This window comes from Bacillus sp. R45 (genome assembly GCF_021729365.1).
In the GTDB taxonomy this organism is placed as follows: Bacteria; Bacillota; Bacilli; order Bacillales; family Bacillaceae; genus Bacillus; species Bacillus velezensis.
Window position 1 is genome coordinate 3267409 of sequence record NZ_CP091421.1, and the last position, 13504, is coordinate 3280912.

General features: G+C 47.6%; 12 protein-coding genes and 1 other annotated feature. Of the genes, 5 read left to right on the forward strand and 7 right to left on the reverse strand.

What is annotated here, in order from left to right:
• Positions 1-109: 109 nt before the first annotated feature.
• The 3 genes from gap to L3V45_RS16180 form a co-directional block, all read right to left on the reverse strand.
• Positions 110-1117 carry a type I glyceraldehyde-3-phosphate dehydrogenase gene (gene gap / locus L3V45_RS16170; RefSeq protein ID WP_003151611.1) on the reverse strand — a complete coding sequence of 336 codons (1008 nt, stop codon included), beginning with the start codon at positions 1115-1117 and terminating at the stop codon, positions 110-112.
• A gap of 33 nt (positions 1118-1150) precedes the next feature.
• Positions 1151-2185, reverse strand: coding sequence for a gapA transcriptional regulator CggR (cggR, locus tag L3V45_RS16175; RefSeq protein WP_003151607.1), 1035 nt, complete (start codon positions 2183-2185; stop codon positions 1151-1153).
• Between the two features lie 264 nt (positions 2186-2449).
• A complete protein-coding gene (locus tag L3V45_RS16180; protein ID WP_003151605.1) occupies positions 2450-3844 on the reverse strand; it encodes an arabinose-proton symporter AraE in 1395 nt (464 codons plus the stop codon).
• Positions 3845-4099: 255 nt separating this feature from the next.
• Between L3V45_RS16180 and L3V45_RS16185 the strand changes: the two genes are divergently transcribed.
• Positions 4100-5188 (forward strand): arabinose utilization transcriptional regulator AraR, encoded by a 1089-nt coding sequence (locus tag L3V45_RS16185; protein ID WP_003151603.1) that lies wholly within the window; start codon positions 4100-4102, stop codon positions 5186-5188.
• A gap of 34 nt (positions 5189-5222) precedes the next feature.
• Here L3V45_RS16185 and L3V45_RS16190 read toward each other — a convergent pair whose 3' ends face one another.
• Positions 5223-6230: an LLM class flavin-dependent oxidoreductase gene (locus tag L3V45_RS16190; RefSeq protein WP_079004899.1), complete on the reverse strand. Its 1008-nt coding sequence runs from the start codon at positions 6228-6230 to the stop codon at positions 5223-5225.
• A 275-nt stretch (positions 6231-6505) separates the two neighbouring features.
• On the opposite strand from L3V45_RS16190, the gene L3V45_RS16195 reads away from it, so the two are divergent.
• Complete coding sequence (locus L3V45_RS16195) at positions 6506-6913, forward strand: hypothetical protein (protein ID WP_003151600.1); 408 nt, start codon at positions 6506-6508, stop codon at positions 6911-6913.
• A gap of 31 nt (positions 6914-6944) precedes the next feature.
• Here the strand turns inward: L3V45_RS16195 and L3V45_RS16200 are convergent, their stop codons facing one another.
• Positions 6945-7823, reverse strand: a complete 879-nt coding sequence (locus L3V45_RS16200; RefSeq protein WP_003151597.1) for a LysR family transcriptional regulator — start codon at positions 7821-7823, stop codon at positions 6945-6947.
• Between the two features lie 97 nt (positions 7824-7920).
• Here L3V45_RS16200 and L3V45_RS16205 point away from each other — a divergent pair, with 97 nt between their 5' ends.
• Positions 7921-8838, forward strand: a complete 918-nt coding sequence (locus L3V45_RS16205; RefSeq protein ID WP_003151595.1) for a DMT family transporter — start codon at positions 7921-7923, stop codon at positions 8836-8838.
• A 34-nt stretch (positions 8839-8872) separates the two neighbouring features.
• Here L3V45_RS16205 and L3V45_RS16210 read toward each other — a convergent pair whose 3' ends face one another.
• Positions 8873-10213, reverse strand: coding sequence for an amino acid permease (locus L3V45_RS16210; protein ID WP_022553812.1), 1341 nt, complete (start codon positions 10211-10213; stop codon positions 8873-8875).
• Positions 10214-10274: 61 nt separating this feature from the next.
• Positions 10275-10514 (reverse strand) — a binding site (T-box leader).
• Positions 10515-10634: 120 nt separating this feature from the next.
• A complete protein-coding gene (locus tag L3V45_RS19540; protein WP_254900093.1) occupies positions 10635-10763 on the reverse strand; it encodes a hypothetical protein in 129 nt (42 codons plus the stop codon).
• 151 nt (positions 10764-10914) lie between these two features.
• Here L3V45_RS19540 and L3V45_RS16215 point away from each other — a divergent pair, with 151 nt between their 5' ends.
• Both L3V45_RS16215 and gntK read left to right on the forward strand, forming a co-directional pair.
• Positions 10915-11772 (forward strand): MurR/RpiR family transcriptional regulator, encoded by an 858-nt coding sequence (locus L3V45_RS16215; RefSeq protein ID WP_003151588.1) that lies wholly within the window; start codon positions 10915-10917, stop codon positions 11770-11772.
• Positions 11773-11954: 182 nt separating this feature from the next.
• Positions 11955-13499 carry a gluconokinase gene (gene gntK, locus L3V45_RS16220; protein WP_007407372.1) on the forward strand — a complete coding sequence of 515 codons (1545 nt, stop codon included), beginning with the start codon at positions 11955-11957 and terminating at the stop codon, positions 13497-13499.
• The last annotated feature ends 5 nt before the right edge of the window (positions 13500-13504 follow it).

Sequence of the window (13504 nt, forward strand, 5' to 3'; positions counted from 1 at the left end):
CGGTTCTCATGGAAAAAGGGAAAGGGAGTCCGTCCCCTTCCCTTGTCCGCTTTCATTATAGCGTTTCTGTCCGAAAGAACCAAGTCCGGCCCTTTCCGGGAGCTATGAATTAAAGACCTTGTTTTGCGATGTAAGCTGCAAGGTCAACAACGCGGTTAGAGTAGCCGCTTTCGTTATCGTACCAAGAGATTACTTTTACCATGCTGCCTTCCATAACCATTGTAGAAAGAGCATCGATTGTAGAAGAGTTAGCATTGCCGTTGTAGTCTCCGGATACTAATGGCTCTTCGCTGTAGCCGAGAATTCCTTTAAGATCGCCTTCAGCCGCTTCTTTAAGAGCTGCGTTTACGTCTTCAGCCGTTACGTCTTTGTTAAGTTCAGCAACTAGGTCAACAAGAGAAACGTTTGGAGTCGGCACACGCATAGCTCCGCCGTTCAGTTTGCCTTTCAGTTCAGGAAGAACAAGGGAAACTGCTTTAGCAGCACCAGTTGATGTAGGAATGATGTTTTCAGCTGCTGCACGCGCACGACGGTAGTCTTTGTGCGGAAGATCAAGAATTTGCTGATCGTTTGTGTAAGAGTGAACAGTTGTCATCATACCGCGTTTGATGCCGAATTTGTCGTTAAGTACTTTTGCAAACGGCGCAAGGCAGTTTGTTGTGCAAGATGCGTTAGAGATAACATGGTGGTTAGCCGCATCGTATTTGTCTTCGTTAACACCCATAACGATTGTGATATCTTCTTCGTTAGCAGGTGCAGAGATGATAACTTTTTTCGCGCCTGCTTCTAAGTGTTTCGCAGCGTCTGCGCGTTTTGTGAAGAAACCAGTAGATTCAACTACGATTTCAACGCCTTGTTTGCCCCAGCTGAGTTTCGCAGGATCGCGCTCAGCAGAAACTTCGATTGTTTTGCCGTTAACAACAAGGTTGCTGCCGTCAACTTTAACTTCTGCATCTAATTTTCCGTGTACGGAATCATATTGTAAAAGATGAGCAAGCATGTTAGCGTCTGTTAAATCGTTAACTGCTACTACCTCAACTTCAGGATTGTTTAATGCTGCGCGGAATACGTTACGTCCAATACGACCAAAACCGTTAATACCGACTTTTACTGCCATGATTATTTCCTCCTTTAAATAAGTGAGAGATATTTATATTGAGGGACTGTTATCCCTTAATAACTTCTTTGCGGCTCCTTCGTCCGTGACGAGAACCGTGTTTCGCTGCTTTTTAAAATAAGCTTCGATTGCTTCTGCTTTTGATGATCCGCCCGCTACCGCGATAATGTCGGGAATGGCATCGAGGTCATCGAGCTGCATTCCGACTGAATGCACCTTGTGAACGACTTCTCCGTCCGCATTAAAGTAGTAGCCGAATGCCTCTGTCACCGCATGATTGTCATCTATTTTCTTCAAATCTTCCAAAGGCGTGTTTCTTCGCTCCGCCATTGTTCTAGCTTCGCCGATTCCGTGAACGAGCATACTCGCTGATTTAATCGTGTGAAGCACCTCTTTTACGGAAGGCTCTTCAATAATAGATGAGTAGGCGCCTTGTGACAGCTGGCCGGGAACGAACAAAAGCCGGTAAGTGCCTGAAGCCTTTTCCGCCATATGCGCGCATATGGTGTTCGCCTGGTTTTTCACATCTTCGCCTAAACCGCCTCTTGCGGGCACAAACAGGAGCTCGCGGTTTTTTGAATCCGGCGTCATCATATCGGCGACGGCTTCAATTGTCGTACCGCCGGTTACAGCGACGATATTTTTGCCTGAAAATCTCTTTTTCATACATGCAACGGCCGCTCTCCCTAATTCTTTTTTGACCCAAGGAGATTGGTCGCTGTCTCCGGAAACGATAATGGCGTCTTTCAGATTGAGCCGCTCTTTTAATGTCTTTTCCAAAAGCGTCAATCCTAAAACATCCTTCATCGTATCTTCCAGAATCGAAAGCAGTGAATAGCCCTCTTCCGTCATTGTCATGCCGTTTGTTTTAATATCGATGAGATTTTGTTCTTTTAAGAACTGAACCTCGCTTCTGAGAACGCGCTCGGTCAATCCGAGACTGGCTGCAAGACTTCTGCGGCCGATCGGTTCTGTAAGCCTGATATACTGCAAGATTTCAAATCTTTTCTGCATCACAAGCAAAAGATCAGGCAATAATTTTTTTTGAGCTTGTATTAACTGGTTCATGACTCAAACGTTCCTTCCTATTCATACTGGACAGAAAATGTCCCGCTATGACAAAAAACGTCCCATCATAGCCAAAAAAAATTATGTCTGCTTTCTTTAATTATTTTAACAGGATGACATTGTTAATTCAACTGTTAAAGGTCAATTCCTCGACATTCTTCGCAGGATTTACCAGTATCTCCTTGATACAGTCATTATATACAGAAACGGAATGAAGGTGACAGACAAAAGCCCGCCGGAGCGGACTTTTGTCGTAAAACGCTTTCATTTTATCCAGAGTTTTTCTATTTCTTCTAATGATTTATTTTTCGTCTCAGGGCAGATCGTCACGACAAACAAGAAACAGAGAATATTAATGACGGCGAATATCCAGAAGGTGTACGCGAGCCCCAACCCGCTGATCATCATCGGCACGAACTGGCCGATCGCCCAGTTGGCCCCCCATAAGAATATCGTCGCAATACCGGCGGCGCGTGCGCGGAGGTGGTTCGGAAAGATTTCCGAAATCATGATCCACGTAATCGGCCCGACTGATACACAGAAAGCGGCGACGAATCCCAATATGATGACGACTAAAGCCGGACCGCTCGCCAGCTGAAAATAAAAGGATGCCCCGATTAAGATCATGAACAGCGCCATAAAGGCTGATCCGACCCCCATCAGCTTTTTCCGGCCTACCTTATCGACTAAAAGAACCGCGATAATGGTGAAAATCACTTCAACGACACCGACGATGCATGTCGTGATAAACCCCGCATTCTGTCCGAAGCCCATCATTTTGAAAATTTCCGGCCCGTAATACGTAATTGCGTTCATGCCGATGACCTGATTGAATAAAGCCAGCAGAATCCCGATCACAAGCGCTTTTCTCAGCCCCGGTTTAAACAGCTGAGACAATGAACCCATTTTTTCTAATTGTAAAGACGTTTCGATTTGTTTGATTTCTTCTTTCGCGGTCTGCTCGCCGTTAATGCGCGTCAGCACGGCGAGGGCTTCATTCCGGCGCCCCGCTTTCGCAAGCCAGCGCGGACTTTCCGGCACGATAAGCAGCACGATAAAAAAGATGACGGACGGAATCATGCCGTAAGCGAGCATCCACCGCCAGCCGGTGTGCACCCCCCATTCATACGAGCCGGACTGCTGGACGGCAAGGTTAATAAAATAAGTGCCGGAGATCCCTAATATCGTAAACAGCTGATACAGTGAGGAAAGACTGCCGCGTATGGCCGGCGGAGCGGCTTCTGTAATATACGTGACAGAAAGCGAGGAGCCCATGCCGATTCCCAGACCGCCGATGACTCTGGCGATCACTAAGGAAGACACACTTTGAGAAAGCGCAGAGACAACCGCTGACACCGCAAACAACAGCGCCGCTGCCATCAAAATCTTTCTCCGTCCGAACCGGTCACTCAAAAATCCGGAAATTCCGACGCCGAAAACACCGCCGATCATAATGCTTGAAATCACGAGCCCTTCCATAAAAGGACTTAAGCGGTACAAATCTTTCAGGAAACCGATGGCGCCGGAAATCACCGCCGTGTCATAACCGTACAAAAGCCCTCCCAGTCCGGCCGCGCATGAGATGAGAATGACAAACCACTTCGAATGCTGCCGAGTGACAGGTACATTTGAGCCAATTGGTGCCGGGTGATTCTTCATGAATTTTACCCTCCCGCGAATAATAGAATAAAAACGCTTACAAAACAGAGTGCGGCGCTTGAGTTGCTTTGTTTTCTTCAGAACCGCCACATTTGTACGTACTTATAAAGAATTTTATCTAAAAATAAGGGAAATTAGTACGTACAAATAAAGAATAAGCAGTTTTTCATAATCTGTCAATTATTTTTACAGCTTGATGAAAGGGCTTACTATGTTATACTGGAATTTGTCCGTATACATTTTGGAGGAATTGATATGCTACCGAAATATGCTCAAGTAAAAGAAGAAATTTGTTCATGGCTGAATCAGGGAAAAATACAGCCGGACGAAAAGCTGCCTACGGAAAATGAGCTGATGCAGCAGTTCGGGGTCAGCCGCCATACCATCAGAAAGGCGATCGGAGATTTGGTCTCGCAGGGGCTGCTGTACAGCGTTCAGGGCGGAGGCACCTTTGTCGCTTCACGCACGGCGAAATCAGCCATGCATTCAAACAAAACGATCGGTGTCATTACAACGTACATATCAGACTATATTTTCCCGAGCATCATCAGGGGAATTGAATCTTATTTAAGCGAACAGGGCTATTCCATGCTGCTGACGAGCACCAACAACAATACAGAAAGTGAGCGGCGCGGCCTTGAAAACCTGCTGTCCAAAAATATAGACGGGCTGATTGTCGAGCCTACGAAAAGCGCGCTGCAGACGCCCAACATCGGCTACTATCTCAACCTGGAGAAAAACGGCATTCCGTTTGCCATGATTAACGCCTCTTATGCGGAGCTGGCCGCACCGAGCTTTTCCGTCAATGATGTCAAAGGCGGCATGATGGCTTGCGAATACGTCATGTCCCTCGGCCACACGCACATTATGGGAATCTTTAAAGCGGATGACACGCAGGGCGTCAAACGGATGAACGGCTATCTTCAGGCGCACCGGGAGCGCGGGATTTTTCCGTCTCCGGACATGATCGTGACTTACACGACTGAAGAAAAAGAAACCGTGCTTCTTCAAAAAATTAAGCATACCCTTGAGCAAAACAGCGGATCATACCCGACGGCCATTCTTTGTTATAATGATGAAATTGCGCTGAAGACGATTAATCTTCTCAGAGAATTCGGCTTAAAGGTGCCTGATGACGTGTCAATCATGGGCTATGATGATTCACATTTCGCCCAGATTTCCGAGGTGAAGCTCACCTCTGTCAAGCATCCGAAATCCATTATGGGGAAAGCGGCGGCAAAATACGTCATCGACTGCTTAGAGCATAAAAAACCGAAGAAGGATGACGTCGTGTATGAACCGGAACTCGTCATCCGAAATTCCGTCAGGCGGATCGGCGAATAAAAAAAGCAATGTGCGCGGCACATTGCTTTTTTGCTCAGCTGTTTTTTAATTCGGCGATGATCTCAAATGATCTCATTCTGTCGGCATGCTCAAAGCTTTCTGAATTCACCATGATTTCATCCGCCTGTGTTGTCCGGATGAAGCTTTCCAGCTTTTCCTTCACACGCTCCGGTCCGCCGACGATCGTTGAACTGAGCTGTTCATTGACCATCGCTTTTTCATACGGCGACCAGATTTGATCCATGTCTTCAACAGGAGGCTTCAGCTGGTTCGGCGTGCCGCGGACGAGGTCTAAAAATCTTTGATAATGCGATGTCGCCAGATGCTCCGCCTTTTCATCCGTATCGGCGGCAATGACGGTGACGCCGACCATCGCGTACGGTTGATCCAGTACGTCTGACGGACGGAAGGAGCTTCGGTACAGCTCAAGGGCGGGCACGGTGTTTTTCGGTGAGAAGTGAGCCGCAAAGGCGAACGGAAGCCCGAGCTCTCCCGCAAGACGCGCGCTGAAGCCGCTCGATCCCAAAAGCCAGATCGGCACGTCCAGCCCTTCGCCCGGAATGGCGCGGACTTGATTGCGCACATTGCCTGACGGTTTGAAGTAATTTCTCAATTCTTCAAGCTGCTCCGGGAAATCTTCCCCGCTGTTTATGTTTCTTCTTAAGGCTCTCGCCGTTAATTGGTCGGTTCCCGGCGCACGCCCGAGCCCCAGGTCAATCCGCCCCGGATATAACGTTTCAAGGGTTCCGAATTGCTCCGCGATTATAAGTGACGAATGATTCGGCAGCATAATACCCCCAGAACCGACGCGGATTTTTTTCGTGCCGCCGGCGATGTGGCCGATCAGCACCGCCGTTGCCGAGCTGGCGACACCTTCTATATTATGATGCTCCGCCAGCCAATAGCGGTTATAGCCCCACTCCTCGGCGCGGTGCGCTAAATCCATGCTGTTGCGGAACGATTCAGCAACCGTTCCCCCCTGTACGACCGGCGATAAATTCAATACGGAAAACGCAGTATCTTTCAATGTATGTTCAGCCATCGTTTTCTCCTTTATGGTTTAGTGTAAGCAGATCTTAAACAAGGTCTCTACCACACACCTTACCACAGCTTTTCCCGTGAGTTAAACAATTTGATTCGATGATCTTCGAACAATCAGTCAGCGGTCGTCACTAGTGAACTCTGTATGAATGAATCTATTACATTCAGATATGAAGAGCCTAGAATGATATAAAAATGAAAAGATATCATTGAAAGAACAGAACCAATAATGTTAACATATGTCATATATTGAATAGGAAGGAAGTCATAGTCTATATGCGTAAAAAAATCTTAATGGCACTCACAACAGCTTTACTGGCAGCAATCTTCTTTACCGGAAACACCGATAAGGCATATGCCGCAGACTTTTATTCCGGCACTCAGCAGCATTTAAATGTAAGCGGATTTACCGATGCCTCCTACTACACGAAAAAAGCGAAAAGTGTCGATTTTACTCTCAGTACAGCGTATCCGTCAGATCGAACCTTTAAAGGAAACCTATACTTACAGCGAAAGTCCGGAAAGAAATGGACGACTTGCAAAAAAACAACCTTTTCTTTCTCAGTAAGGGTGACTAAGTCATTCTCTTTAAAAGGATGCAAGACAGGTTATTATCGTGTCAAAGCTACGTTCAGCGGTTCAAAACTTGTCAATACGACAAACTCTTTTAAAATTAACCGATAAGATTCAGGGCCCTAAGATCATTAGGGTCTTTTTATTCATTCTTTGTGAGCTCCTGCGCGATTTGAATAAAAAGTTTTGCCGCCAATGAAGCCTCTTTTACAGAAGGAACGGCAAGCAGAACATCACGGTACACCGCCTGATTGAGTTCCCTTGTCACGACATTTTCCGGCAGCGATATTCCGGACATAGACATTTGTGATAATATCGCTATTCCCAGCCCCTCTTTGATCATGCTGATGGACGTATTGACGTTGTAAACAGTGAATGCGGCAGTCAGCACAGACCCTGCCTCCTTAAACATATCAATAAACGGTGATTCGTATCCTCCGTCACAGATGATCATCGGCTGGCGGTCAAGATCTTTCAGAGTAATTGACTCACAGCTGCAAAGCGGATGATCATTTCTAAGCACGACGGCCATTTTATCTTTTTTCAGCGGCAGATATTCCATGTCTTCCGTAGGAAAAAGAGTGATCCCCACATCTATTACCCGGGAGCGGAGCCATTCCTTTACTTCGTTAACCGTTCCTTCATGAAGCACCAACTCAAGTTTCGGATACCGTTTTTTAAACACGCTGATCAGTTTTGGAATGAAATAAGCGGAAGCGGCCGGAAATGTGCCGATGTGAATCGTTCCCTGTTCAAGCCCTCTTTCCGCGGCCGCCAGCTGCTCGGCTTTTTCTATGCCTTTGAGCACCTCTCTGATATGAACGAGAATTTTTCCGCCCGTGTCCGTGAGCCTTACGCCGTTGCGGCGCTCGCGGATGATCAGCTTGATGCCGAGCTCTGACTCAAGCGCCGAGATGGCATGGCTTACGGCGGGCTGTGTCATATTCAGCGCCTGCCCCGCTTTTGTAAAGCTTCCCGTTTCAGCGATTTGAACAAAAACCCGCAGTTGTGTAATCGTCATAACGTTTTACTTATGCTCCTTATAAAAAAGATTCATTTTATTTATCTTACTGATTACCGTATCATATGATGGAATTGTTCTACAAGGAGTGAACGACGTGAAACAGCTTTCGAAAATACAGACGGCTCTTATGCTGGCGTTTCTAGTCACGGTATGGGGAATTAACTGGCCGCTGACAAAAGCCGCGCTCGCCTATTCGCCGCCTCTTCTGTTTGCCGGAATCCGCACGCTGATCGGCGGACTTCTATTATTAATGGTGGCGCTGCCCCGTTTTAAAAAGCTGCGTTTTAAAGAAACGTGGCCGATCTATCTTATTTCTGCCATTTTAAATATTACTTTATTTTACGGCCTGCAAACGGTCGGCTTGAATTACCTGCCTGCCGGCTTATTTTCAGCCATCGTGTTTTTCCAGCCGGTGTTAATGGGCGTTTTTTCTTGGCTGTGGCTCGGGGAATCGATGTATCCTTTGAAAATAGCCGGTCTTATTCTGGGCTTTGCCGGTGTCGCCGTCATCAGCGCAGCCGGTTTCGGTGGCCATATTTCCATCGCCGGCATTCTTTTGGCCTTAGGCTCCGCGGTCAGCTGGGCGCTCGGCACGGTATATGTGAAAAGAACGGGCGGACGCGCGGACTCTATCTGGATGGTCGCTCTTCAGCTTCTGATCGGCGGCGTGCTGCTTGTCAGCTCAGGCCATTTTTCAGAAAGCTTTTCAGCGATTCAATGGAAAGCTCCGTTCATTCTCAGCCTTCTGTTCATTTCGGTATTTGTCATCGCGCTCGGCTGGCTCGCCTTTTTTACGCTTGTCGGTTCAGGGGAAGCAAGCAAGGTTGCCTCTTACACCTTCCTGATCCCGCTCATATCCATTGTCGTCAGCTCGATATTTCTGCATGAGCCGCTGACCGTCAGCCTTTTAGCCGGACTGCTTCTGATCGTCACAAGCATTTGTTTTGTGAATATAACACCGAAGAAACTGAAAACACCTGCTCTGGCCGCAGAAAAAAAGGCCGTTCATTAAAAAAACTCTTGCCGCGCGGCAAGAGTTTTTTTATTTATTGACGTCTCCCTTTTACGAGATACGCAGCCGTAATGAGGAGATAGATGGCCGCAGTGATGCATGTGATGACGATGGATGTCGTCGCAATTACGCCGATCAGGATGGCCAAAAGCGCAAGCACCGCGAACCATGTCGTGTACGGGAACCATTTGACGTAATAAGCCGGCTGTTCTGTTGAATGTTTTCTTGATTTCAAATGGGCAAATCCGATAATCAGCCAGATGAACAGCACGGTATAGCCGAGGGAACCCATCAAATAATTAAACGTCTGGCTTCCCGCAAATAAAGAAATCAGGACGCCTACATATAAAAATGACGTACAAGTCAGAATCGCATAGACGGGAACCTTTTTCTTCGATAGTTTTGAAAAGATTTTCGGCACCCGGCCGTCAGAAGCCTGCGTAAATAAGACGCGGGATGATCCGTACAGTCCCGAGTTCATAGACGAGATAATCGCAAGAAGAATGACGGCATTCATAATATGGTCGGCACCCGGAATTCCGATCATCTTAAATACTATGACAAACGGGCTTTCGGGAACGCTGTTGACTTGATTCCAAGGAATCAGGCTGACGATGATGAAAAACGGCAGCAAGTAAAAAGCGACAATCCGCGTTAACGTGCTTCGGACAGCTTTCGGAATCACCTTTTCGGGGTTTTTTGTCTCCGCCAGCGTGACGCCGATGATTTCCGTTCCGCCGTATGAGTAGATCACGACGAGCATCGCCGTAATGACGCCCCCCGCTCCATGCGGGAAAAACCCTCCGTGATCCGTTAAATGAGACAGCCCCGGCGCCGTGTGATTGCCGAATGAGAAAAATAATAGCAGAATTCCGCATAAAATAAAGATGACAATCACTGTAATTTTAATGAGCGCGAGCCAGTACTCCGTCTCGGCAAACAGTTTCACAGAAAGCATGTTTACGACCGTCACCACGATGGAAATGATCAAAGCCAGTATCCATATCGGACATTCCGGCAGCCAATATTGAATGAAAATAGCGGCTACGACCGCCTCCGCGGCAATATTGAGCACCCACATTTTCCAATAGATCCAGTCTAAAAAGTATGCAGCGTACGAACCGAGAGACTGCTGAACCAAATCACGGAACGTCCTTGCATGTTTGTTTCTGACGGCCATTTCGGCCAGCCCCTGCATAATAAACAGCAGAATGATTCCGCCGAGGAGGTAGGCCAACAGCACGGACGGCCCCGCTTCATCAATCGCCGTGCTGCTGCCTTTAAAGAGCCCGGCCCCGATTGCGCCTCCAAGCGCCATCATCATAATGTGTCTGGACGACATCGTCCGTTTTAACGTTTGCTTGTCCTTTTCCATCTATCACACGCCCTCTCGCAAAAAGTGTTCATCACATAAAAAAGCACGCCGCCTCTTTAGGAAAAGAGACGGCGTGCCTCAGGCAGCCGCGGTACCACTCTTGTTGATCCCGAATATCCGGAATCCAGCTTAAAAACCTTTTAACGAAGGTCAGCCGTTAGGACATAGGGAATATTCCGACAATTCCGTTCCGCCCTGCCACTTCCGGGCGAGTTCAAAGAACAATCAGTCCGCGTTTCACCAACCCGCGGCTCTCTTTTTCTGACTGGATTCTTTTACTGCTCCCGTTCACAGTGTTTTATGTTAAATGAATCTCTTGAGTTTTTATTTTCTGAATATAGTAACATAATATACAGTCTTCTATTTTCAAAGTCAATACTAATTTTTTCCGTCTATTGTCCTTCCCGGTGATTCGGAAATTTCAGCTGAAATCCGGACACAAGGCTTTGCTTTCCGGCGCCATGCTTTCCGCTTTCACCTTTGTGTTTGCGTATAAAAACAGCGCAAGCGCAATGCCGAATGATATGACGAGAATCCATGCTTTTTTCATTCAGATGCCTCCTCACTTTCTATCATCGGCGGCTTTTTCTCTTTTTTTATACACAAAATTGAAAAAACAATTTTAAAATTCTGTTTTCCTTATATTGAAACTTGCTTTATCATAAAAGTATGCGTTTACATTCGAGTAGGGAGGTTATAGTATGACCCCTGTGAATTCAAGCAGCATCGGGAAAATTCAGGCGGCCAGCAAAGGTTTGTCGCCAAAATTGAGAGCGATTGCAGACCATATCGTGAAGGAACCGAAAGACGTGGTTCACCTTTCCATCATTCAGCTGGCCGAAAAAACGAAAAGCTCTGAAGCGACGATTTTCAGGCTGTGCAAGCGGCTCGGTTTTTCCGGCTATCAGGATTTAAAAATCGCGCTGGCTCAGGAGATCGTTCAGGAGCCGGTGCAGCACATTCATGAAGAAATGAGCCCCGACGACGATATCGAAGTCATCATCCGGAAAGTTTTCCGCACAAACATTTCCGGTCTGACCGATACCTTTCAATTATTAGATCCGGCCGACGTTGAAAAAGCGGTAGAAATGATCCACCGCGCAGACAGAATCGAATTTTACGGAAACGGCGGTTCCGGGCTGATCGCCACTGACGCGTATCATAAATTTATGCGTACGGGTATAAATTGCATCGCGCATACGGATTCTCACTTTCAGGCGATGTCAGCGGGTCTTCTCGGTCCTGAAAGCGCAGTCATCGGTATTTCTCATTCGGGGAGCAACAAGGACGTGCTCGACGCGGTCAAAACGGCCAAATCGCTCGGCGCCGGCACGATCGGCATTACAAGCTACCAAAAGTCGCCGCTCACCCAGATTTCCGACGTTGTGCTGTATACATCAACAAGGGAGACGGCTTTCAGAACGGAGGCGATGTCCGCAAGGCTTGCCCAGCTGTCGGTCATTGATACACTGTATTTCGCCACGGCCCGGCTGCGGCAGGAGAAAACGCTCGCCAACTTGCAGCAAATCAGAAAAATGATCGCGCACAAACGTTTGTAATCGTTTTCTAAATATTTTTTTCAAAAGAGAGAAAGCCGATACAGCGGGAATTGAGGCAATTTTATGAAAAAATTTTTCTTCTTCATCGTTGATTTATAAAAAAATTATTCCTATAATTGACTTTGTAAGGGCATACATTATAAATCTATCTTATTATTCAATCAGATTAGGCGGGATATATTATGAAGGAAACCCAAGCTGTTATCGGTCTGGATATCGGCACGACCAGTACGAAAGCCGTTCTGTTCGGACCAAGAGGCAAAGTGTTAGCCAAGCATTCGGTTCACTATGATTTAATACAGCCAAAGCCGGCATGGGCCGAGCAGGATCCTGAGCACATTTTGGAAGCGGTGATCGGAAGCATCAGGGGCGCCGTCACAAAGGCCGGACTGAGTCCTGACAATCTGCTTGCAATCGGCATCAGCACCGCCATGCACTCATTGATAGCTGTCGATCAAAACGGCGGCCTGCTGACCAAAAGCATCATTTGGGCGGACAACCGCAGCGCCGAGCAATCAAAACGGATTTTAAAAGAGATGAACGGTTTTGATATTTATAAAAGAACGGGTACGCCGATTCATCCGATGTCTCCGCTTTCCAAAATTGTGTGGATGAAAGAACAGGACAAGGAGACATTCGCGAAAACCGCCAAATTCATCAGTATTAAAGAATATATTCTGCACGAGTTTTTCGGAACTTATGTCGTCGATTATTCGATCGCTTCGGCAACGGGACTGTTCCGATTAGATACGCTTTCCTGGGATGAAGAAGCGCTCAGGATTGCCGGAATCCGGGAAGATCAGCTGTCGGACATTGTGCCGACCACTCATCAGCTGCGCGGCCTTGCGCCGGAAATCGCTGCACGGATGGGCATTCATGCGGATACACCGTTTATTATCGGCGCAAATGACGGCGTGCTCGCCAACCTGGGAGTCGGCGCGATCGGCAAAGGCGAAGTGGCCGTTACGATCGGAACAAGCGGAGCCGTGCGTTCGGTGACGGATGCGCCGATTACGGATGAAAAAGCGCGGACATTCTGTTACGCGCTGACTGACAAGCATTGGGTCATCGGAGGCCCGACGAATAACGGAGGCATTATGCTGCGCTGGCTTCGAGACGAATTCGCTTCTCCGGAAGTTGAAACGGCGAAGCGGCTCGGCATTGATCCGTACGATTTAATGATTGATATTGCTGATAAAGTGCCCGCAGGCTCTGAGGGATTGCTGTTTCTGCCGTTTTTATCAGGGGAGCGCGCGCCGTTTTGGAACCCGAATGCCCGCGGAACGTTTTTCGGCATCAGCCTCCGCCATAAACGGGAGCATTTTATCAGAGCGGTGCTGGAAGGCGTCATCATGAGCGTCTTTTCAATCGGTGTCGCATTGAGAGATTTGGCGGGCCCCGCAAAAGACGTGCGGGCTTCGGGAGGATTTGCGAGATCGCCGCTGTGGAGGCAGATTTTGTCCGATACGATGGGACGGGAAGTCCTCGTTCCGGAAAGTTACGAAGCCTCTGCGCTCGGAGCGGCCGTTCTCGCTTTGCACAGCCTTGGCGAAATGGAACGGATCGAGGATGTTCAGGACTGGATCAGAATTTCGCACCGCCATGAACCGAACGTCAAAAACAGCGAAACATATATTGAGCTGTTTTACTTATACGAGCGGCTGTATGACAAGCTCAAAGATGAATTTGACGTCATCAGTGAATTTCAGCTCAAACAAAGCCGTTAATTCTT